This is a genomic window from Cobetia sp. BL01, assembly GCF_056493605.1.
Map to the genome: position 1 here is coordinate 12,390 of NZ_JBVBEE010000014.1, position 21,295 is coordinate 33,684.

The 21,295-nt window shown below is 64.3% G+C and carries 16 protein-coding genes, 3 tRNA genes and 1 pseudogene; 6 read left to right on the forward strand and 14 right to left on the reverse strand.

Going from position 1 to position 21,295, the window contains the following annotated elements; all coding sequences use genetic code 11:
• Position 1 precedes the first annotated feature (1 nt).
• From ACZYGA_RS16610 to ACZYGA_RS16640, 7 genes and pseudogenes are all read right to left on the reverse strand, one after another.
• Positions 2-481, reverse strand: coding sequence for an aminoacyl-tRNA deacylase (locus ACZYGA_RS16610; RefSeq protein ID WP_077373557.1), 480 nt, complete (start codon positions 479-481; stop codon positions 2-4).
• Between the two features lie 95 nt (positions 482-576).
• Positions 577-966 (reverse strand): annotated as a pseudogene (locus ACZYGA_RS16615) (acyl-CoA thioesterase); the annotation flags it as partial.
• A 48-nt stretch (positions 967-1,014) separates the two neighbouring features.
• Positions 1,015-1,836 carry a hypothetical protein gene (locus ACZYGA_RS16620; RefSeq protein WP_084207779.1) on the reverse strand — a complete coding sequence of 274 codons (822 nt, stop codon included), beginning with the start codon at positions 1,834-1,836 and terminating at the stop codon, positions 1,015-1,017.
• A complete protein-coding gene (locus ACZYGA_RS16625) occupies positions 1,836-2,855 on the reverse strand; it encodes a zinc-binding dehydrogenase (RefSeq protein WP_479399691.1) in 1,020 nt (339 codons plus the stop codon). Before ACZYGA_RS16625 ends, ACZYGA_RS16620 begins: the two co-directional genes overlap by 1 nt.
• 216 nt (positions 2,856-3,071) lie before the next feature.
• On the reverse strand, positions 3,072-4,613 hold the full coding sequence (locus ACZYGA_RS16630; protein ID WP_084207780.1) for an alanine/glycine:cation symporter family protein: 1,542 nt from the start codon (positions 4,611-4,613) through the stop codon (positions 3,072-3,074).
• Positions 4,614-4,680: 67 nt separating this feature from the next.
• Entirely contained in the window at positions 4,681-5,118 is a 438-nt protein-coding gene (locus ACZYGA_RS16635; protein ID WP_077373569.1) for a universal stress protein, read from the reverse strand.
• Positions 5,119-5,517: 399 nt separating this feature from the next.
• Positions 5,518-5,943, reverse strand: coding sequence for a hypothetical protein (locus ACZYGA_RS16640; protein WP_077373572.1), 426 nt, complete (start codon positions 5,941-5,943; stop codon positions 5,518-5,520).
• Positions 5,944-6,064: 121 nt separating this feature from the next.
• Between ACZYGA_RS16640 and ACZYGA_RS16645 the strand changes: the two genes are divergently transcribed.
• A complete protein-coding gene (locus ACZYGA_RS16645) occupies positions 6,065-7,228 on the forward strand; it encodes a MalY/PatB family protein (RefSeq protein ID WP_404627447.1) in 1,164 nt (387 codons plus the stop codon).
• Between the two features lie 517 nt (positions 7,229-7,745).
• Here ACZYGA_RS16645 and ACZYGA_RS16650 read toward each other — a convergent pair.
• The 5 genes from ACZYGA_RS16650 to ACZYGA_RS16670 all read right to left on the reverse strand — a co-directional run bounded on the left by ACZYGA_RS16650 (position 7,746) and on the right by ACZYGA_RS16670 (position 9,785).
• The gene (locus tag ACZYGA_RS16650; RefSeq protein ID WP_084207782.1) at positions 7,746-8,714 is read right to left on the reverse strand and encodes a tetratricopeptide repeat protein; all 969 of its coding nucleotides are present in this window, start codon (positions 8,712-8,714) and stop codon (positions 7,746-7,748) included.
• A gap of 117 nt (positions 8,715-8,831) precedes the next feature.
• Positions 8,832-9,311 carry an EVE domain-containing protein gene (locus tag ACZYGA_RS16655; protein ID WP_404627449.1) on the reverse strand — a complete coding sequence of 160 codons (480 nt, stop codon included), beginning with the start codon at positions 9,309-9,311 and terminating at the stop codon, positions 8,832-8,834.
• Between the two features lie 158 nt (positions 9,312-9,469).
• A tRNA-Met gene (locus ACZYGA_RS16660) sits at positions 9,470-9,546 on the reverse strand.
• A gap of 43 nt (positions 9,547-9,589) precedes the next feature.
• Positions 9,590-9,666 (reverse strand) — tRNA-Met (locus ACZYGA_RS16665).
• A gap of 42 nt (positions 9,667-9,708) precedes the next feature.
• Positions 9,709-9,785, reverse strand: a tRNA-Met gene (locus ACZYGA_RS16670).
• 370 nt (positions 9,786-10,155) lie between these two features.
• Here ACZYGA_RS16670 and phbB point away from each other — a divergent pair.
• A complete protein-coding gene (phbB, locus tag ACZYGA_RS16675; RefSeq protein ID WP_077373584.1) occupies positions 10,156-10,902 on the forward strand; it encodes an acetoacetyl-CoA reductase in 747 nt (248 codons plus the stop codon).
• A 251-nt stretch (positions 10,903-11,153) separates the two neighbouring features.
• Here the strand turns inward: phbB and ACZYGA_RS16680 are convergent, their stop codons facing one another.
• Positions 11,154-13,976 carry a DUF349 domain-containing protein gene (locus ACZYGA_RS16680; RefSeq protein WP_404627451.1) on the reverse strand — a complete coding sequence of 941 codons (2,823 nt, stop codon included), beginning with the start codon at positions 13,974-13,976 and terminating at the stop codon, positions 11,154-11,156.
• A 605-nt stretch (positions 13,977-14,581) separates the two neighbouring features.
• On the opposite strand from ACZYGA_RS16680, the gene minC reads away from it, so the two are divergent.
• The 4 genes from minC to sbcB all read left to right on the forward strand — a co-directional run bounded on the left by minC (position 14,582) and on the right by sbcB (position 18,108).
• The gene (gene minC / locus ACZYGA_RS16685) at positions 14,582-15,364 is read left to right on the forward strand and encodes a septum site-determining protein MinC (RefSeq protein ID WP_077373590.1); all 783 of its coding nucleotides are present in this window, start codon (positions 14,582-14,584) and stop codon (positions 15,362-15,364) included.
• A gap of 83 nt (positions 15,365-15,447) precedes the next feature.
• Positions 15,448-16,266: a septum site-determining protein MinD gene (gene minD / locus ACZYGA_RS16690; protein WP_077373593.1), complete on the forward strand. Its 819-nt coding sequence runs from the start codon at positions 15,448-15,450 to the stop codon at positions 16,264-16,266.
• Positions 16,263-16,523, forward strand: coding sequence for a cell division topological specificity factor MinE (gene minE / locus ACZYGA_RS16695; RefSeq protein ID WP_043336475.1), 261 nt, complete (start codon positions 16,263-16,265; stop codon positions 16,521-16,523). The genes minD and minE overlap by 4 nt, the downstream gene beginning before the upstream one ends.
• Before the next feature lie 109 nt (positions 16,524-16,632).
• A complete protein-coding gene (gene sbcB, locus ACZYGA_RS16700; protein ID WP_404627453.1) occupies positions 16,633-18,108 on the forward strand; it encodes an exodeoxyribonuclease I in 1,476 nt (491 codons plus the stop codon).
• Positions 18,109-18,292: 184 nt separating this feature from the next.
• Here the strand turns inward: sbcB and ACZYGA_RS16705 are convergent, their stop codons facing one another.
• Positions 18,293-21,256, reverse strand: a complete 2,964-nt coding sequence (locus tag ACZYGA_RS16705) for an insulinase family protein (protein WP_404627455.1) — start codon at positions 21,254-21,256, stop codon at positions 18,293-18,295.
• Positions 21,257-21,295: the final 39 nt, after the last annotated feature.

Sequence of the window (21,295 nt, forward strand, 5' to 3'; positions counted from 1 at the left end):
CTCAGTCCTCACGCGCCAGCGGCGCGAACTGCCCATTGCCCAGTTCACACAGTAGCGCGGGAGCGAGACCGATCTCCAGTCCTCGGCGTCCACCGCTGATGAACATCTCCTCCACCCCCTCGGCGCTGTCATCCACCCACAGCGGCAGCCGCTTCTTCTGGCCCAGTGGACTGATGCCGCCGACCACATAGCCGGTGGCGCGCTCGGCGGCCTCGTGGGGGGCCAGGGCTGCCTTGCGGGCATGGCAGGCACGCGCCAGTGCCTTGAGGTTCAGCGTGCCGGTGACGGGCACCACGGCGACTACCAGCGGCTGGCGGGCACTGCTGCCTTCCAGCTGACAGACGAGTGTCTTGAAGACCCGTGCCGGCTCAAGCCCCAGCGCCTGGGCAGCCTCTTCGCCATACGCAGGCGCCCGAGGGTCATGGGCATATTCCAGGGTTCGGTGAGGCTTGCCCTTGAGCAGCTTGAGCGCGGGTGTCATGCCGGTACGCTCCCGGCGGGCGCCGTGCTGTGCGTGCCGAGCGCGCGGGCCTTCTCGCGCAGGGCAGGGAGATCCAGCTCGGCGCTGTCAGTGTGTTCGTGCAGGTGGGAGAGCAGGGTCGTGCGCAGCTCGCCTTCGATGCGCTGCGACTGCTTGGCGTGATGATCGAACTGCACCAGCACGCAGTGGCCACGCGCCCCGCAGACACCGCGCTGCCAGGCTTCCTGGGTCACGGTGAAGGAGCTGCCGCCAAGCCGCGACAGCCAGGTGCGAATCTCGACATCCTGGCCGTATTGCAGCTCGGCGAGAAAGTCGACCTCGATGCGCGCCATGATCAGCGGCCATTTGCGCGGGTCGAGATCCGGCACGAAGACGCGGAACAGGTCATTGCGCGCCCACTCGAACCAGGCCGGCAGGCGCGTGTTGTTGATATGTCCGAGGGCATCGGTATCGAAGAAGGCCGGCTCCAGCGTCTTGAAGTACATGTCATCGCTCCTGTGCGTCCTTGCGGGCTTTTCAGCCTATCAGGAAGCTCAGACGCTGGCTGTACGCCGTGCGGCTAGTCGTCGTTGCAGCGGCGTGAACACGCCCAGCCATGCCGTCGCGATCACGAACCCCAGCAGGGTGCCCGCCGCGACCCCCATGCTCGGGTAGCTGAGCGAGACCACCAGTGAATAGCACAGCAGCGAACCAAGGCCCGCCGGGTAGTGCTTGATCACGGTAGCGACAGCGGCCGGCCCCTGAGTCAGATGCAGAATGATCAACAGCGGATACATGGTGACAGGGAAGGCCGCCACCAGCCCGGCCCAGGACGGTGGCAACAGATGGGCCAGCGCGGTGATGCCGAACACGATGCCGGCCGCGAGGCCCGCACGCGCCAGCAGCGAAGGCCACGAGAACGGGGCCTTGCGACTGCGGGTTTCCGGTACGTCGCGGTACAGGCGCATGCACAGCATGATGGCGATCAGCGTCACGATCACGCCGCTGACGCGGGTGAACTCGAACTGCGCCAGGATCACGCTGGCCGCCAGCCAGCCCAGCAGGCCACCCAGAGTACCGTTGATGACGCCGCGCAGCCCCTCGGCACGCCCGCATAGCCAGTAGCCGACCCCCAGGGCGAGGGTCGAGGAGAATCCGGCCAGCGTGTAGATGGCACTCTCACCGGCGAATTCGGGGGAAATCTCGACCCCGATGAAGCCCAGCGTGATGGCCGTGCCGAGCGGATAGCCGGACAGCAGCCCGGCCATGCGCGTCGAGAGACGCTCCGCGATCAACGACAGGCCGATCACCACCGCGACCGAAATCAGCAGCTTGAGCAGCTGCAGGCCAAGCTCCCCATGCAGTACCGCTGTCATCAAGTGGCGTCCCAGAACTGGCGGCGCAGCAGGGAGATCTTGCCCAGTGCCTTGCCGGAGGCCTGATGTCGGTGTGCCTCGGCGACTTCACGGAAGTCGAACTGGCGCTCGTCCAGGCGCACCTTGAACTCGCCTTCCTCGACCAGTTCTACCAGCTTGCCCAGTGCCTGACGCTGCTGCTCGTGACCGATGCCGGCGCTGAGCGGCAGCAGGATCGACAGCACTTCCAGGCTGCGACTACCGGCATGCAGCGGCGAGAGATCTACCGTGGTGCGCGCATTGATGGTCACGATGCGCCCGCCCAGCCTGCTGGCGGCGAAGCTGGCGGCCAGGTTGTCACCCCCGACGCAATCGAAGACCAGATCAAAGCCCTGGCCAGCCGTCAGGCGTTCCACGTAGTCGGCCACCGCTTCCTCGCGGTAGCGAATGACGTGGTCCGCGCCACAGGCACGTGCCAGCTGCGCCTTGTCATCCGTGGAGACGGTCGTGGCGACTTCCGCACCGATGCATCGGGCGATCTGCAGTGCGACATGACCGACACCGCCGGCGCCGCCGTGAATCAGTACGCGTTGCCCCGCCTCCAGCTGGCCACGTTCCACCAGCGCCTGCCAGGCGGTGATGAACACTGCAGGCAATGCCGCGGCTTCCATGAAGCTCAGGCGGCGCGGCTTGCGGGTGATCAGACGCTCATCGGCGATCATGTAATCCGCCAGCGCCCCGGGGTGAGACGCGACACCCCCGGCAAATCCGAGCACTTCATCGCCCGGTGAGAAGGTCAGCACATCGTCTCCGACGGCATCGACGATGCCGGCGACATCACCATGCAGGATGCAGGGTTCGGGGGGGAGAAGGGCGACCTGCCCGCTGGCCAGCTTGAGATCGAGCGGGTTGACGCTGGAAGCGGCGACGCGAATGCGCACCTGTCCGGGGCCGGGTTCCGGCAGTGGGCATTGCGTGCATTCGAAGTTGGCATCCGGGCCGGGGTTGCGCAGCACCATGGCGTGCATGGAAGCGAGCATGAGACGTCCTCGTTGAAACGAATTCCGGCCAGTTCGGCCAGTGAGCGCCACACCCTACCCATTGCGCTGCGCCGCGGCAATGCGACTTGGGTGGTTTCCGCCGTCCTGGTGACGGAATTGCATGATCGACAACGAAAAAGCCCCTGCCGAAGGGCAGAGGCTTTGGGTCATGCGGCGGGTGACGACTGCGTCAGACCCGCCTGAGAGGGAAAGGTGTCACGCGTTCTGGCGCTTGGTCTCCTTGTCGATCGGGGCGATCTCGCCGGACTTCAGCTTGGCGAGGTACTGGCTCAGCTCGCGCTTCACGACCGGCATCAGGTAGTAGAGACCGATGATGTTGGCGATGGACATGGCGAAGATCATGGCGTCGGAGAAGTCGATGACCGGACCGAGGCTCATGGAGGAGCCGATGACCACGAAGGCGAGGAAGATCAGCTTGTAGACGATCTCGGCACCCTTGCTCTCACCGAACAGGTAGGTCCAGGCTTTCAGGCCGTAGTAGGACCAGGACAGCATGGTGGAGAAGGCGAACATCAGCACCGCCAGCGCCAGCACATACGGGAACCACGGGAAGGCGGTCTCGAAGGCGTAGGACGTCAGCTGGACGCCGCCGAGGCCTTCGACCTGATAGGCGCCGGTGATGACGATGACCAGTGCGGTCATGGTGCAGATGACGACGGTATCGATGAACGGTTCGAGCAGCGCGACGATGCCTTCGGTGGCCGGCTGGGAGGTCTTCACGGCAGAGTGGGCGATGGCGGCGGAGCCGATACCGGCTTCGTTGGAGAAGGCGGCGCGCTTGAAGCCCTGGATCAGTACGCCGACGATACCGCCGCCGACCGCGACCGGTGCGAAGGCACCTTCGATGATGGCGCCGAAGGCCGCCGGAATCGCGCTGAAGTTGAAGCCCAGGATGATGAGAGCCGCGATCACGTAGATGACCGCCATCATCGGCACCAGCTTCTCGGTGACGCGAGCGATGGACTTGATGCCGCCGATGATGACCATGCCGACGATGGCGGCCATCACGAGACCGAACAGCCAGCCGTAGCCGATCAGGAAGCTGGCATCACCGCCGGTGACGTTGACGGCCTGCTGATAGGACTGGTTGGCCTGGAACATGTTGCCGCCGCCGATGGAGCCGCCGATGGCGCAGATGGCGAAGAAGATCGCCAGGATCTTGCCAAGCCCGGCCTTGCCATTCTCCGCGAAGCCCTTGGACAGGTAGTACATCGGGCCGCCGGAGATGGAGCCATCGGGATTGACGTTGCGGTACTTCACGCCAAGGGTACATTCGCAGAACTTGGAGGCCATGCCGAGCAGACCGGCCAGAATCATCCAGAAGGTCGCGCCCGGCCCCCCCAGCGAGACGGCGACCGCGACACCGGCGATGTTGCCCAGCCCGACCGTGCCGGAAAGCGCGGTGGCCAGTGCCTGGAAGTGGGACACCTCGCCTTCATCCTTCGGGTCGGTGTAGTCGCCCTTGACCAGACGCACGGCATGCCCGAACAGACGGAACTGCACGAAGCCGAAATAGAGCGTGAAGACGACGGCAGCGATGATCAGCCAGCCGACGATCAGCGGGAACTGGGTGCCTGCCACCGGCACGGAATAGAAGATGGTGGAGACGATCGGATTGACGATCGGCCCGACGATGTCACTGATGGCCTGATCCATGCCTTCGGCACGGGCAGAGCCTGCGGCCATGAGCGCTGCCATGGCAGCAGCCCAGGGGGCAAGGGAGCGGAATCGACTCATGAGAAGGGACCTCGGGAGCATGTTGTCATTGTTGTGGGATCAGTCTGCGGACGCCTGACGTCATTCATCAGGGCACGACGGTGACGGGGACCGAGGCTTCCTGGATCAGATGCGCGGTCACGCTGCCGAAGATACGAGAGCGCATGCTCTCCCCCTTGCGACCGACGATGATCTGCTCGGCATTCACTTCCCGCGCCAGCAGGCTCAGGATCTCGGCGGCGTCACCGTGACGAACGCGGCCTTCCACCTGATACCCCTCCTTCTCGAGCTCCGTGATGGCAGGCGCGAGAACGCGCTCGCGTGCCAGCTTGATCTCGCTTTCACGGCGACTCGCACGCTGGGCGTTCTCTTCCGGCGTGTTGAAGCTGTAGGGCGACCATTCGACGACATAGCAGAGAATGATGCGGGTTTCGGGGCCGACCAGCGTCGCGACGCGCTTGGCGTGTGCGATGGCACTGTCGCCGCCCGGCGTTCCATCCAGTCCGACAATCAGGGAGGTGGTCATTGAGAGCTCTCCAGAAGCTTGCCGGTCACTGTGTCTCGGCGACTCGGCCAGCGGATTCTTGTTGAATTACCGTTCTTGGACGGTTGAAAGCACTTTACTCCTCGGCAGGTGCAGAAATCCCTGCGTTTATCATGCTTCATGAAACGGTGATTAAACGTAAAAGGGCGGCAGGAGGCGCCTGGGGAAGGAGTCAGGCAGACACGCAGGAGGAGGCATGTGGAGGAGAGTCATGCCCGCAGAGACGAGCCATACCAGTCAGGCTGGCAACGAGGTTCGCCTAGAGTGCCCCACCACGCTTGTGGCCGGGGGGGGGGCGCCAGAGGTGGGGCGGGGGAAGGTGTCGTTGTCGTAGCGGGGAAGGGCATGCGCCCATGTGTCAAGGGACGACCGGGACAAGCGCTAGATCAGGCGCTGGTGGGTCAGATCCTTCCAGGCGCTTTCCATGGGCCAGGCCAGCGGCTTTCTGAGGTGGTCGGGCAGTGCCATGAGTGCGGCATCCGGACTTTCGTGCTCACGCATGCGTATCCAGCAGTACGCCCAGGCGCAGGCCTCGTCCTCATCCTGCGGCAGCGGGCGCACCGGCATCTGCATCAGCAGAAACAGGGCGGCCTTGGGAGCCCACAGTGGGGCGCCGCCGTCATGGGCCCAGCGTTCCAGCTGCTCGCCTTCCGGATTGCTCTCAGGTTGCCCCAGCTTCGCCACGCGGGCCGTATCGGCCAGCAATACCGCCAGGCGCTGGCTGTCGCCTCTTCCATGGGTCAGCCAGGCACGCAACAGGCCGGGGAGACCGCGTTGTGCTTGCGGGTAAAAGGTGTCTTCGGACATGCACAAAGCCTTATGCTGTAGTCATTCCACGGGGTTGTCCGCCTGTTGCCGGCGGTTCGAGCGGCAGGTGGTGCCTCATGTCTTCATGGCTCGCATGGGCCAGCACCGGGAGAGATTCTACATGGAGCACGATTTCATCACCCCCATTGACCGCAGTCAGTATCCCTCCCAGAAGTGGGAGCGCTACGGCGCGGATGTCCTGCCGCTGTGGATCGCCGACATGGACTTCAGCGCGCCGCCGGCCGTGACGCGCGCACTGGCGGAACGGGTTGCTCACCCGATCTACGGCTATGCCAAGCCCTCTCAGGGGCTCGACGACAGTCTGCGCGACTGGAGCCGTGAGCACTATGGCTGGGAGATACCGCGTGAGGCCATCGTCTGGCTGCCCGGCGTGGTGCCGGCACTGCATCTCGCCAGCCTGGCATTGACGTCAGAAGGGGCGGGGGTCGTGACGACCACGCCGATCTACCCGCCCTTCCTGCAGGTTGCGCAGAATACGGGGCGTATCGCGCAGATGGCGCCATTGGCGGAGCCTGCCGAGCCAGGTGGCCTGTGGCAGCTGGACCTCGAGGCACTGGAAGCCGCGATCACTCCCGAGACGGAACTGCTGCTGTGGTGCCATCCACACAATCCTACCGGCCGTGTCTGGCGCGAGGAAGAGCTCGAGGCGCTGGCAGCACTGGTGGAGTGTCATGATCTGCTGGTGGTGTCCGACGAGCTGCATGCCGACCTGGTGGTGGACCCCGCATCGCGGCATATCCCGCTGGCCAGCCTCAATCCGCGCCTGGCGGCGCGCTGCGTGACACTGTGGGCGCCTTCCAAGACCTTCAACACGGCGGGGCTGACCTTTGCCTGTGCGGTGATCACCGATCCGGACCTGCGTCAGCGCTTCGTCGCCGCGACCCGTGGCCTGATGCCGGATACCAATGTATTGGGCATGGTGGCGACGGAAGCGGCGTGGCGTGAGGGAGAGCCGTGGCGTCAGGAGCTGCTGGAGGTGCTGCGCGGCAATCTCGATCTGCTCGAAGCGCATGTGGCCGGCTGGGAGCGCGTTCGCATGACGCGCCCCCAGGCGACCTATCTGGCCTGGCTGGACATGCGTGAGGCCGGCCTGGGCGATTCGCCTCAGCAGACATTGCTGGAGGAGTGCGGTGTCGCGCTTTCCGATGGGGCCGACTTCGGTTGGCCGGGATTCGTGCGCCTGAACTACGCCACCACTCGTCAGCAGCTTGAGCAGGCATTGCAGCGTCTCGATGAACGCCTGAAAGGTGCGCTGCAGGGGTAGTCAGATGTCTGATCTGGATCAAGCGCCGATGAGATGCTGGCAGGAAGTGGCGAGCGAAACCTTGAATTGAGAATCATTATCGATAACTCTGAGGGCAGGCCGTTCATCGTGAGCGGGCATCCTCAGGAGGGATGATGATGAGACATGAGCTGGCAGAGACATCTCGTTGGGCGCGAGCCGATGTTGAGTCGTCCGGCGTGATGGCATGTCGAGAATGGTGTTGCAGGGGCGGGAGTCTCCGGTTGGCCAGGGCGAAGGAGGCGGGGGCCATCACGCCCGCGCTGGAAGAGCTCCCGCCTGGCTGTCCGCTCAGCGCCCGCGAAGCGCGTGCGAGGCCATCACTACTGAAAGGGTGGACGCGTCGGGGCGGCTGAATCCAGGGCTCATCCGCATCCTTTTCCGTCCTGCTGCACGCACACGCTTCACGACATTCATCCGCTACCTGCGACAAGGGGCCCCGAGGACAGCTCACGTCCTCGGGGCCCCTTGTCGTGGGAAGGTGGTTGCCGTCTGCGACTCAGTACATCAGGGCGAACAGCTGGCGGCGGAAGCGCACGGTCAGCTCATGGGTCGCGCCGAGGGCATCGAACACGCGCAGCAGCGTCTTGCGGGCCAGATCATCCCCGTATTGACGGTCGGTCTTCATCAGGCCGATCAGGGCATCGAGCGCCAGCTCGTAGTGGCCATCGGCAAGATCACGCATGGCGCGCTGGTAGCGGGCCTCGCTGTCATCCCGCTCGATCATGGCCTGGACCTCTTCCGGGCTCGGCGCCTCGGCGATGAAATCGATGCGTGCACGCACACCACGCGCCTTCGGGCCATCACGGTCTTCCGGCTTGAGAGAGTCCAGCAGCTGGCGGGCCTCTTCGCCGTTGCCTTCGGCGACCAGGACCGAGGCGAGCTGGATGCGGTAGTCCGGTGTCTCGGGGGATTCCTGCGCCAGCTGCTGGTAAATCGCCTTGGCGGTCGCCAGATCGCCGGTTTCCAGTGCGCTGGCGGCCTGCTCGACGAGGCTGGGGCCGGCACCGGCAGCAGGCATCACCTTGTGCTGCTCGAGGAACTGGCGAATCTCGGCTTCCGGACGGGCGCCGGTGAAGTTGCCTGCCAGACCGCCCTGGATGACCAGCTTGACGTCGGGTACCGAGCGCACTCCCAGCTGGGCAGCGATGTCCTGCTGTTCCTCGGCGTTCAGCTTGGCGAGGATGAAGCCACCGGCATACTCACGGGCCAGCATCTCGAGAATCGGCGTCAGGACGCGACAATGCTCGCTCTGGGGAGACCAGCAGTCCAACAGCACCGGTACCTGCTGCGAGGCCTCGAGGACCTGCTGCAGATTGCTCATGTCGACATCGATGATGTAGGTGTTGGCGTCTTCTGCCTGGCGGGGGGCGCTGGCAGCAGCTCCGCCTACCACGCCTTGCGGTTGGGCGGCGGTGGTGTCATTGCCGGTCAGTGGCTGGCCGGTATTGGGATCGATGATCATGATGCATGCCCCGGAAGTGTCTGCGATTCAAGGCTCGCACGCGAGCCGGCTGGCCTGATGATGCGGGCCGCGGTGGGCGAGTTCAAGATGTGCAGGGTTCATCTGGCGCGGGCGGGGGTCTCAAGGCTTGAGGTCGTCCCCGGCCAGGCGGGCGATGCATTGGATCTCGTCCTCGCTCAATGGCATGACGGAAAGGCGGGCACGGCGGACCAGGTGACTGTCGGCCAGCTCGGGCTTCGCCTTCAGGCGCGCGATGGGAAGTGCACTGCGCAGCGAACGCAGATAGCGCAGGCGCGGAGCGACCCAGCGCGGCGTCTTGCCGGCCTCGAGGTCCGCCATCTGGCGAGGGTCGAAGCCCTTGTGCTCGGGGGCGCTGGCTGTCGGGTCCGGCAGGGCGAGCTCGCTGACCACGGCCAGCCCGACCACTGCAGGTACCTTGCAGCTGGAGTGCTGGATGAGCACGACATCCCCGAGCTGCATCTCGCGCAGGAAGTTGCGCGCCTGATAGTTGCGCACGCCATCCCAGAGTGCCGGCGACTCGCGGCGCAGGTCTTCCAGCGAGAAGGCGTCGGGTTCGGTCTTGACCAGCCAGTGGCGCATGCAGGCACTCCTTCGAGACTGACGTGATGAGTGTGAAGGTGATGGGCGTGGAGAATGGGAGGAATGAGGTCCGGGCGCTGGCCTCGTCGATATCCTCGCACAGGAATGTCACGCATACGAAAAAGGCCTGATGCAGGGCATCAGGCCTTTCGAATTCTTGGTAGCGGGGACCGGATTTGAACCGATGACCTTCGGGTTATGAGCCCGACGAGCTACCAGACTGCTCCACCCCGCAACACTGGGTACTGCCTTTGCTCCAACTCTGACGCATCAGAGGTTGGTAGCGGGAACCGGATTTGAACCGATGACCTTCGGGTTATGAGCCCGACGAGCTACCAGACTGCTCCATCCCGCAACATCACGTTGTTTCCCAAGTGCCGAAACTGCTGGCGCTTGCTGGTAGCGGGGACCGGATTTGAACCGATGACCTTCGGGTTATGAGCCCGACGAGCTACCAGACTGCTCCACCCCGCATCAACGTGGGGCGTAGTATAAGGATATACAGTGCTGAGTCAACCGTTATCCCGTAATCAGCCGGAAGACTTTCCTGAGGCGGCCAGGCGATGGGGGGGGAGCGAGGGTGATGGAATTGACCTCAATCAATGTGAGAGATCTGCTACATACTTTCCGTGGGAATCCTGTCCATACTGAGAGTGACACGCCTCGCGCAGGGCGGTGACAGTCTTCACCGAGCGCACGGTTGTCGCCATGCTGTCAGAGACGCCTGTCAGTGTTTGTCGTTACCGGAAGATCGCCAGCCAGTCGATGAGCGATCAACTGCGAAATGCCATGCTGTGCTCCCTTGCGGGCACAGGACGTTCCAGGAACAGGGAGAGACAATAACATGACGCAAACAGCACCCGTTGCATGGGTCACCGGTGGCACCGGTGGCATCGGTTCCGCCATCTGTCGTGAGCTGGCGAGCCAGGGGTACCAGGTGATTGCCGGTTACAGGAACAAGGAAAAGGCAGAAGGCTGGTTGCAGGAACAGCGTGCTGCCGGGTTCGAGAACATCGCGCTTTCCGGTATCGAACTGGACAACTTCGAAGCCTGTCAGGCAGGCGTCAATGAAATTCGCGAGCGCTTCGGGCCGGTGGCCGTGCTCGTCAACTGCGCAGGGATCACGCGTGATACCTCCATGCGCAAGATGAGCTACGAGCAGTGGCGCGAAGTCATCAACTGCAACCTCGATAGCGTCTTCAATACCTGCCGTGCCGTCATCAATGACATGCTGGAGCACAAGTACGGCCGCATCGTGAACATTTCCTCCATCAACGGCCGCAAGGGCCAGTTCGGTCAGGTGAACTACTCGGCCGCCAAGGCGGGCATGCATGGTCTGACCATGGCGCTGGCACAGGAAACCGCGACCAAGGGCATCACCGTCAATACTCTGTCGCCGGGCTATATCGCCACCGACATGATCATGAAGATTCCGGAAGAGATTCGTGAATCCATCCGCGAGACGATTCCGGTCAAGCGTTATGGTCAGCCGGACGAGATCGCTCGCGCGGTGGCATTCCTCGCGGACGAGAAATCCGGTTTCATCACCGGTGCCAATCTGGACATCAATGGTGGCCAGTTCATGGGCTGATGTCCGTTCGTGCTCATGCGCCCCGGCGTCTCGCGACGTACCCGCAGGGTGGCAGAACCCGGCAGGGCGGAAGAGGCCATCAAGCGTACAAGAGGCCGCAGAGCGCACTCACAGGAACCAGGATCTGACAGGAGAGGGGCAAGCGCACTTTTCCTGTCGTGAAAACCACGAAGCCCCCGTCTCGAGGAGAGACGGGGGCTTCGTCGTCGTAGGGTGTCGGTCAGCTGACTGTCTATGCCGACCCGACGCCGTCAGTGGTTGAACAGGGCATCGAAGCGCGGCAACTCGGCCTGCCAGGCTTCCCAGTCCAGCGGACCATTGGCCAGCAGCGCATCCAGCACCTCGTCGAGTTCCTCATCACGCTCAAGGCGCTCGCCCAGTTGCTGATTGATGCGGGCCACCTGAACGGTCAGGCGCCGCGATTCGTCTTCCGCACCCAGCGGCGCCTCGAACAGGATCGCCAGATGGACACGCAGCTCCGCGAGGCGCTCATTGGCGGCGTTGGCGCTGACCGGCTCGGCACGGCGCATCTGGTTGCGCGCGGCATTGGCCTGGCGGCTGGCATCGTCGAACGCCGGTGACTCGGGGAGTTCGACATCCTCGATATTGCCCTGGCGTGCACTGGCATCGGCGACGGCATGTTGCTCCAGCAGGTCGCGCCACTGCTGCCATTCCTGGCGCAGCTGCTGGGCATGGAGTTCATCCAGGCGCTGTTCGCGACGCTTGAGAATGCCATTCCAGCGTCGACGCATGCCGTCACCGCGCTTGCCACGCGGCAGGGCGCCCAGCGCGTCGGCTTCCTTGAGGGCGTCGTCCAGCTGGGCGGCGTCTTCCAGGGTCGTCGGTTCCCAGCTATCGAGGCGCTCGATCAGGGCCTGCCATTGTTCGAGGCGGACCTGCTCGCGCGTGTCACGCGCTTCACGGTCCTGATCACGTGCGGCGAAGATGCGGTCGCAGGCGGCGCGGAAGGCAGACCACAGGCGTTGCTCCTCGCCCTTGGGGGCACGGCCCAGTTCCCGCCAGCGAGTCTGCAGTGCCTTGGCCTGCTCGGCGCGCGCACGTGCCGGAGCGTCTTCATCGGCCAGCGCTTCGGCGGCGTCCACCAATGCCTGCTTGGCCGCGGCGATCTCGCCGGCGCGCTGGTCGATCAAGCCTTGCAGCGCGGTCAGCGCTTCACCGAAGCGATGCGACAGCTGGCGGCCCGGGCCTGCCGGTACCGGAGTGTGACGGCGCCACTCTTCGCGTGCGCGGTCGCGGATCTGGCGCAGGGCGTCCGGGTCCGCATCGCCCATGGCGTGTCCATTGAGCGATTCCAGCTGCTCACAGAGCGCCTCACGCATGGCAAGGTTGTGCTCGCGTGCCTGCTTGCGCGCTTCGCGGTAATCCTGCAGCTGTTGCTTGATGCTGTCCGAGGCGCTGCGGAAGGACTGGCTGGACTCACGGCTGGCAGCGGCATCGCCCAGGCTGCGCCACTGCTGAATCAGTTGCTGATGCTGGCGGTCGCGCTGCTCATCACTGAGGTCCTCGCGCTCGGCCAATGTGGTGATGGCTTCCAGCAACTGTTCACGCTTGGGAGCGGCGACGAAGTTCTGCCAGTCACGCAGCTCCGCGACGCGAGCGCCCAATTGACGAAGGCGCGTCTGACGCTCGCTGTCGAGCTGGCCTTCGGTGCGGTCGCGCAGTGAACGATGCAGGCGACTGGCGGGCTTGAGCTTGCCGGCTTCCAGGTAGGTGTCCAGCTGATCCAGTTCGGCGCTGATGGCTTCCAGATCAAGCGTTCTGGGCTTGTCGCTGCTGTCCGTGGCGGGCTCATCGGTCGCGGCGGCCTCGTCGGCACTCTCTTCATCGGTCGTCGCCGGCGGTGCAGCTGCCTCCAGCGCCTGGCGCACGGCATGCAGCGTTCTGGTGAGCGGCAGCTCTGCTGGCCAGGCGATCTCACGCTCGAGACGTGCCATCTGCTCCAGGTCATTGTCGACCAGCGCCGCGTCCATCTCGCCCTGGCACAGCTGATGGCGATACCAGGCATCGAGCGGGTCCTGCAGCTGTTGCTGCAGGCGCTGATGACGTTCGAGCAGCTCGGCAGGGGCCGAGAACTGGTCGGTCAGCTCGCGCCAGCGTTCGCCTTGCAGACGACGCTGAGCCTGAAGGCTGGCGAAGTCATGATCATTGACGCACTCGCGACTGAGGAGGTCCGCGCGCGCCTGGTGCAGGGCCGTGAGGATCTCTTCCAGGTGGGTGCTCAGGTTGGCACTCAGGCGTTCATGCTCACGGATGGCCTGTTCACGGGCTTCGTGATCGCTGATGACCTTGTACGCCTGCAGACGCGCTTCCTCGAAACGCTGCTGGACGTCGTGGTCGGCGGCCGGCAGTCGCTCCCACTCGCGCAGCAGTGAGCGATAGCGTGATGGCACGCTGTCTTCCCAGGCCTGACGCGGCAGCTTCTCCATCTGACCCAGCAGGTTGTCACGGCTGGCATTGAGAGCGTCTGCCTGCTGGGCATCCGCGCGGCGTTGGGCGAGCGTGTCGCGGGCCTGACGCTGGACGTGACGATCGCGTCTGGCGCCGCGCACCAGCTGCTCCAGCCCGTCCTGACTGGTGATGCGAGCGGCGGCGGCATGGCGCACCGCCGCGATGCTGTTGTGGCAGGCCTGATGGATCAGGGCGGCTTCATCGGTGAGACGTTCCAGCGCGACCAGACGCAACTGTTGATTGTCCCCGCGCGCCGCGATGGCGGCCAGCAGCTCATTGTCATCGAGGCGTGCGACCAGCTGTTCGCGATCCAGCAGGGAGGGGGCATCCTGACCACCGCTCAGCAGCTCGACGAGTCGCTCGCGTACCAGCCCGTCGGCCCGGTCCAGCAGCGGCAGCAGTCGCTCCGGTGTCGCCATGCGTGCCAGAGCGGCATGGCGCACCTCAAGCGCAGGGTCCTCGAGAATCAGAGACTCGAGTATCTGGCGCTGATCCGGCGTTTCAGGGTCCAGCTGGGCCGCGGCAGCGGAGCGAATGGTCGGGTTGGCATGCTGCCAGCGAGGGGCGAACAGGCGGCCAGTGAGGCGGGAAAGCAGTCCGGTCATGAGAGAGCGGTTATCCAGGCAAAAAAATAGAGGGGCGCAACAGCGGCCAGTCACTCGGACAGGACCAGGACACTCGGGTCTGTCGGTGAACCGGGGTGACGGCGCATGAATTTCGTCACCCCGCTATCTTATCAGTCACGGGGGCATGTTGTGTGGTCTCACGCGCCCATCGGTGCAGCGAAACCGGGGGAGAGTGTCTGCCGAGCGCCTTCGCGCGGGATGAGTCAGGTCATCATGAGATGACTCTTTCGTGCGTCGTGGCCTCGCGACACCTGACAGTGTGGACTGCTGGCCGTATCATCAGTTGCAGCGCCGTGTCAGCTCACATAGCTTTGTTCAGCAGAGCGATGGTTCATGAAAGGCCATTCCTCGCTCGGGTGATACGTCATCACGAAGCTCGCTTCCTGCAGAAGTCGCACTGCGTCGCGGGGAGATGGGGCGTCTGGCCTCGGCGTTTCACCGCATGAGTCGTCGGGCAGGTATCTGCCTGCCGGGCAGATGGCCTTCTGCTTCGGGATGCCATCCCAGGGATGTCTCGAGCGTCACGAGCTTCTTTCACGAGTGTCGGAGGGTGTCACTTCCCTCACGCAACCCGGAGTCAGGTCATGAGTCTCAGTACGGACAGGGCCTCCCAGGCCTTCACCTTCAAAGGCGGCATGCTGCCGATGACGGTCATGGAACTGGTCAGTGGAGACCCGGAGCAGATCCGTGCCCAACTGGTCAGCAAACTCAGCCAGTCCCCCGCCTTCTTTCAGCACACGCCGGTGGTGTTGAGCGTCGAGAAGCTCGACGAGCCGCACCTGGCGCTGGAGCGTATCTGCGCCGTGTGTCGCGGCCACAAGCTGTTGCCGGTGGCGGTGCGCGGTGGTGGCGACCCGGTGCGCCAGTCTGCCTGGGCATTGGGTCTCGGGTGGTTCCCGCCCCAGGAAAATCGCGGCCGGACGCTGGAGTCCGTGCCGCCGGTCACGACTGTCGAGCCTGAGGCGAAAGCGACTCCCGCCGACGAGCCAGAGGCGACTGTCGCGGACGAAAAAGCCGCGGTCGTTGAGGTGCCGGCCCATGCCAGCAAGGTTTACCGTGGTACCGTGCGCTCAGGGCAGCAGGTCAGCGCGCCAGAGGGTGATCTGGTGATCATCGGTGCCGTGAATGCCGGTGCCGAGATTCTGGCCGCCGGCAGCGTGCACATCTATGGCGCCCTTCGCGGCCGGGCGCTGGCCGGCATCCATGGCGATCGCAACGCCAGCATCTACTGCAAGGAACTGCATGCCGAACTGCTTTCGGTAGCGGGAACCTACAAGCGCCTGGACGACATCGACAATCGTCTGCTGGGTGCCAGTGTTGAAGTCGTGCTCGAACACGACCAGCTTTGTATCGCACGCCTCGGTTGAGTGATGCCGGCGTGCCTCGAACGATATCCAATATTTACCGGTGATCCCCGTTTCACGGGGGACTCTCAGCAAGGAAGATACCTTTGGCCAAGATTATCGTAGTGACGTCAGGCAAGGGCGGAGTCGGCAAGACGACCAGCGCCGCCGCCATTGCCACCGGACTGGCTCTGCGCGGCAACAAGACCGTCGTGATCGATTTCGATGTGGGTCTGCGCAACCTGGATCTGATCATGGGTTGCGAGCGGCGCGTGGTCTACGACCTCGTCAACGTCATCCAGGGCGAGGCCAATCTCAAGCAGGCGCTGATCCGCGACAAGCGCATCGACAACCTGCATATCCTTCCGGCCTCCCAGACCCGTGACAAGGATGCGCTGACGCTGGAAGGCGTCGAGAAGGTGCTCGAAAGCCTGCGGGAAGAATTCGACTACGTCATCTGTGACTCCCCGGCCGGTATCGAGCGCGGTGCCCAGCTGGCGATGTACTTCGCGGATGAAGCGGTGGTGGTCACCAACCCGGAAGTCAGCTCGGTGCGCGATTCCGATCGCATCATCGGTCTGCTGTCTTCCAAGACACGCCGTGCCGAGAACGGCGATTCTCCGGTGCGCGAACACCTGCTGATCACCCGCTACCATCCGGCGCGCGTGACCGGGGGGGACATGCTGAATCTGACGGACATCCAGGAAATCCTGTCGATCCCGCTGATCGGCCTGATTCCCGAGTCGGAGGCCGTGCTGCGCGCCTCCAACCAGGGGGTGCCGGTGACCCACGACCAGAAGAGCGATGCTGGTCAGGCCTATGTGGACTGCGTTTCCCGCCTGTTGGGCGAGGAAGTCCAGCTGCGCTTCCATGAAGTCGAGAAGCGCGGTCTGCTGGCCAGAATGTTTGGAGGGGGGCGCAAGTGAAATTACTGGATTTTCTGAAGCGAGAGCGCAAGAAGACGGCCAATGTCGCCAAGGAGCGGCTGCAGATCATCGTGGCTCACCAGCGCAGTCAGCGTGATCAGCCGGATTACATGCCGATGCTGGAGCGTGAGCTGCTGGAGGTGATTCGCAAGTACGTTCAGGTCGATCAGGATGCCATCAACATCTCGCTGGACCGCGAGGATGATTGTTCGGTGCTCGAGCTGAACGTCACCCTGCCGCGCCCCGGCGAGGCATGAGCAGACTCGATAACCGCTGATTCGTACGACTTTCCTGCCAGAACATCGCCCCCCTCGGGCGCGGTGTTCTGGCATGTGCATTTTCTGACCGTCCGCGTGGAGATTTCCTGTGGCAGAGCCCACCTTCCTGTGGCACGACTACGAGACCTTCGGTGCTGACCCGCGCCGCGACCGTCCATCGCAGTTTGCCGCCATTCGTACTGATGCGGAGCTCAACGAGATCGGTGAGCCGCTGACGCTCTTCTGCAAGCCCGCTGACGACTTCCTGCCTCATCCGATGGCGTGCCTGATCACGGGGATCACGCCGCAGCAGGCCGAGCGTCGCGGCCTGCCGGAGGCCGAGTTCGCCGGGCGCATCAACGACGAGATGAGCGTGCCGGGCACCTGCTCGGTGGGCTACAACAGCCTGCGTTTCGATGATGAAGTCAGCCGTCACCTGTTCTATCGCAACTTCCTCGACCCCTACGGGCGTGAGTGGCAGAACGGCAATTCGCGCTGGGACCTGATCGATGTGGTGCGTGCCTTCCATGCGCTGCGCCCCGAGGGGATCGAGTGGCCGCGGCGCGAGGACGGAGCCCCCAGCTTCCGTCTGGAAGATTTGACGGCCGCCAATGGCATCGAGCATGCCGGCGCGCACGATGCCCTGGTCGATGTGCGGGCCACCATCGCCCTGGCGCGTCTGCTCAAGTCACGCAATGCCCGGCTGTTCGAGTATCTGCTCAAGCTGCGCAACAAGCGTCATGTCGCCAGCCTGCTGGACATCGGTGCGCGCAAGCCGATGCTGCACATCTCACGTCGCTATCCGGCCTCGCGAGCATGCGGTGCGCTGGTGGTGCCGCTGGCGGAGCACCCCTCCAATGCCAATGGCGTCATCGTCTATGACCTGTCGGTGGACCCGGCACCGCTGATGGATCTCACTCCCGAGGAGATTCGGGCGCGGGTGTTCGCCAGTGCGGATGATCTGGCGGAAGGTGAGGAGCGCATCCCCCTCAAGGTCATTCATCTCAACAAGAGCCCGGTGCTGATGCCGGCGACGGCGCTCAAGGATGTCTCCGGCCCTCACCAGGGGGAATACGGCGAGATCGTCGCGCGCCTCAAGCTCGACCCTGCACGATGTCGTGAGCACTGGAAGTGGCTCAAGGACAATGCGGGGGTCGGCGTGAAGGTCGCCCAGGTGTTTGCCGAGACGCCGCCGGCCGGCCCGGCTGACCCGGACCTGATGCTCTATTCGGGAGGCTTCTTCTCGCCCGCGGACCGCAAGGAGATGGAGCGCGTGCGTGCCTCTCACCCCGAGGCACTGGATGACACGCCCTTCGCCTTCCAGGATGGGCGGCTCGAGGAGATGCTGTTCCGCTACCGCGCACGCAGCTACGGCTACACGCTTGATTCAGCCGAGCGGGAGCGCTGGGAGCAGTGGCGCTGGGAGCGCATGAATGACGAGCAGGTCGCCAGCCTGACCGTGAAGGGCTTCGTCAGCGAGATCCAGCGTCTGGCCCAGCACGAGCAGGATCCGGCGCGCGTGCAGATTCTGGAAGAACTGGCGATGTATGTGGAAGGCATCATGCCGCCACAGGCCTTTGGCTGATTCTCGAAATTCTCGCAGCCACAACGACACGACCCCGGCGAATTCGCCGGGGTCGTGTCGTTCATCTCTCAGAAAAATCTGACGCTCCACTCGTCTCTGATCTGCCCTTCACTTCACGGCTCCGTCCTTCACGGAAGCGTTCTGACTGACCCGCCTGGCCGTCGGGCATGCACGCGTGGCGCGATCAATGCTGGGCATTGCCCGCAGGTTGCGCCGAGGGAGCGGCGGTGGTGGCACCGTGTTTGGCACGTGGCGCCTCCGGCAGCAGGGGGAGCGCGAGCGTCGGCAGGCGCTGATCGAAGTCGCTGGGGATCTCGGGATCAAAGGCCAGTTCCAGCGGCGCCGCCTGGGTCACCTGCTGCCAGGCGTCACGGATATCCTGGACGCTGACCTGCTCCACGGCGTGGATCAGCTGCTGGCGGCGATCAAAGTCGGTCCAGCCGAAGCTCAGTTCGCTCCAGTTGCGTGATGCAAGCTCGGAGAGGCGGCGCGGCTTCTGCTCGAGACCATCGATCACCGCACTGCGATAGCTGGCGAGCGTGGCCTCATCCAGCGCCGTGATGCGCTCATCGAAGGTCGTGAAGAAGGCATCCATGCGCGAGAACAGGGTCTTGCTGTCCTTGGAAGGCGACTGGACCAGCAGGCTCAGGCCCGGGGCATCCAGCATGGGGGAGTAGCTGGCCGAGACGATGTAGCCCAGTTGCTCATCGGTGCGCAGCCGGCTGTAGAACGGGGCTTCGATCAGCTGGCCCAGCACGGCCAGACTGGACTGACTCTCGAGCGTGCGATCCTTGCCCTGCAGGTAGCGCAGTGCGCCGGCATCACCGCGTGAGCTCTCCGGTCGCAACGCGAGGGGCTGGTCCACCCGGTGGATAGCAAGCTCCGGGATGCCGTCGCGCGTGACGCGGGGGGCCAGGCCATTGATCACCAGCTGACCGGTCTCGCGTGCCTGAGTGTCGCTCAGGTTGCCTGTCACCATGGCCTGGACATGCAGGCGTGCCAGAAAGCGCTTGCGGAAGGCGTCCAGACGTTCGCTGGTGACCTGCGCCAGCACGTCCTGCTGCTGCGAGACGGTGGTGGGCTGGCCGACCAGCGCTTCACTGAGACTGCGGCCCAGCTGCGTATACAGGGGCGCCTGGGCGCGATTGCTCAGGCTGCGTGTCATGCGCTGCGTGATGCGTGCCAGTCGTTGAGAGTCGATGTCACCATTGACCAGTTGATCCAGCACCTCGCGCATTTCCGGCTGCTGGCCGTCGCGCCAGCCACTGAACTGCAGCGTGATGCCGCGGCCATGGGCATAGGCCAGAGCATCCTGTCCGGCCAGACGTGCCGGGTACAGGCGGGCATTCAGGCTGTCGTTCAGCCATGCCGCCAATACGCGACTCATGACCTCATCCTCGACCGAGGCACTCACGGCGGGGTTGAGCAGCCCGAAGCGCCACTCGGCCTTCGGGACCCCGAAACTGTCATCACCCTGATACCAGAGTTCGGCGCCGGGCTCGTCGATCAGCTGACGTGGCGGCGCATCGGGCAGATTCAGGACCTGGAAGTCGCTGGCCAGATAAGGATTGGGGGCCGGAAGGGCAAGCCGGGCGGCCAGCGAGGGATCGTCTCCGGCACGGGCGACGGCATCGTCCGTGAGGCGCGTCAGGGTATAGGGCGCCTTGAACCATTTGCCCTGTTGGTCGCCCGTGACATCAGGGCCGGAGTAGACCTCCAGCAGATTCTCTGGCGTCAGGCGATCAAGGGTCGACTCGATCAGCTCGGCGTCATAGTCCTGCATCAGGTAGGGCGCGGCCAGCACATCCTTGACCGGATAGCGCGTCATCATCATGGCCAGGCTGCTGGCCAGGTCCACGGGAGAGCTGCGCTGCTGGAAGCGGAATTCCTGCTCGCCCAGCGCCGCCTGCTCCTGGTAGCGCCACTCCTCCAAGCCCTGCTGGCGAATCAATGCCAGATAGTCGAACAGCGCGGCGCGGATTTCCGGCTGGTGCCGGGCGCCCTCGGGCGTCAGGGTGACATTGATGCTGAGCAGGGCATTCTCGCCATCGCTGGGGCCGCCGCCGGCCGAGAGCCCATCCGCCCAGCCCTTGTCCTTGAGCACCGCCAGCAGGCTGCCTTCCCCTTCATGTCCGATGAGATTGGCAAGGTAGCTGACCGGTTTGACGCGATACTGTGCGACGGGGTCCTCGATGGGGAACATGAAGTCGAGCTCGCGCTCCTGCTTGAGTGCCTTGACCTCCACGCGTGCGGGCAGCTCATCGGCAGTGACCAGCGGCGCGTCGATCTGTGGCCGTGAGAGCTCGCGATTCGGGACATCGGAGAAGTTGTGGCGCGTCAGTGACTCCAGCGTGTCCAGCGTTTGGGGGCCGACCAGGGTGAGGCGCATCACGCCGGCGCCGTAATGCGCCTGATAGAAGTCCACCAGGCGTTGGCGCAGGCTGCCGGCCTCGCTGTCCTTGAGTGTCTCGAGGCTGCCGACGCTGAAGCGGTTGAAGGGGTGCTCTGGATTGAGCGCCTGCTCGACAGCCTCATTCACGCGCCGCCCGTCATCCTGCAGGCGTGCCTGATATTCGGAATGCACGGCGTGACGCTCGCGGTCGACGTAGTCGGCATTGAACTGTGGTGCGACGAAGAAGCGGGCAAAGCGCGGCAGGGCCTCGGCGAAGGCATCCGGTGCGATATCGAAGAAGTAGTTGGTGTCCTGGCTGGCGGTGAAGGCGTTGTGCTGCCCGCCGTGACGGGTGATGAATTCCTGATAGGCATCAGGCTCTGGATAACGATCGGTGCCGAGGAACAGCATATGCTCGAGGAAGTGAGCAAGTCCGGGAACGTCATCGGGGTCCTGGGCGCTGCCCACCTCCACGTCCATGGCAGCGGCAGCCTTGTCAGCCGCCGGGTCGCTCACCAGCAGCACCTTGAGGCCATTGTCGAGCGTCAGGCTGCGATAGTCGCGCTGGTCATTGGCGCTCTTGATCACCGGGCCTGCCTGGGTGATGGCAGAGGCCGCGGTGGCTGTCGTCATGGAGGACGGTGCGGGGGGCGTGGAGGAATCGGCCAGGCTGACGCCGGGCGACAGGCCGGTGATGACGATGGCGGCAATGGCAGCGCTCAATGCGAGCGGACGGAATCCTGATGGCAAGGACATCTTCTCTCCTGGTTCACGGCACCGATGACACTGGCATGG

Excerpts from the sequence above, each read along its gene's own strand:
- ACZYGA_RS16610 (WP_077373557.1), bottom strand. The coding sequence starts at position 481 with ATGACACCCGCGCTCAAGCTGCTCAAGGGCAAGCCTCACCGAACCCTG.
- ACZYGA_RS16620 (WP_084207779.1), bottom strand. The coding sequence starts at position 1,836 with ATGACAGCGGTACTGCATGGGGAGCTTGGCCTGCAGCTGCTCAAGCTG.
- ACZYGA_RS16625 (WP_479399691.1), bottom strand. The coding sequence starts at position 2,855 with ATGCTCGCTTCCATGCACGCCATGGTGCTGCGCAACCCCGGCCCGGAT.
- ACZYGA_RS16630 (WP_084207780.1), bottom strand. The coding sequence starts at position 4,613 with ATGAGTCGATTCCGCTCCCTTGCCCCCTGGGCTGCTGCCATGGCAGCG.
- ACZYGA_RS16635 (WP_077373569.1), bottom strand. The coding sequence starts at position 5,118 with ATGACCACCTCCCTGATTGTCGGACTGGATGGAACGCCGGGCGGCGAC.
- ACZYGA_RS16640 (WP_077373572.1), bottom strand. The coding sequence starts at position 5,943 with ATGTCCGAAGACACCTTTTACCCGCAAGCACAACGCGGTCTCCCCGGC.
- ACZYGA_RS16645 (WP_404627447.1), top strand. The coding sequence starts at position 6,065 with ATGGAGCACGATTTCATCACCCCCATTGACCGCAGTCAGTATCCCTCC.
- ACZYGA_RS16655 (WP_404627449.1), bottom strand. The coding sequence starts at position 9,311 with ATGCGCCACTGGCTGGTCAAGACCGAACCCGACGCCTTCTCGCTGGAA.
- phbB (WP_077373584.1), top strand. The coding sequence starts at position 10,156 with ATGACGCAAACAGCACCCGTTGCATGGGTCACCGGTGGCACCGGTGGC.
- ACZYGA_RS16680 (WP_404627451.1), bottom strand. The coding sequence starts at position 13,976 with ATGACCGGACTGCTTTCCCGCCTCACTGGCCGCCTGTTCGCCCCTCGC.
- minC (WP_077373590.1), top strand. The coding sequence starts at position 14,582 with ATGAGTCTCAGTACGGACAGGGCCTCCCAGGCCTTCACCTTCAAAGGC.
- ACZYGA_RS16705 (WP_404627455.1), bottom strand. The coding sequence starts at position 21,256 with ATGTCCTTGCCATCAGGATTCCGTCCGCTCGCATTGAGCGCTGCCATT.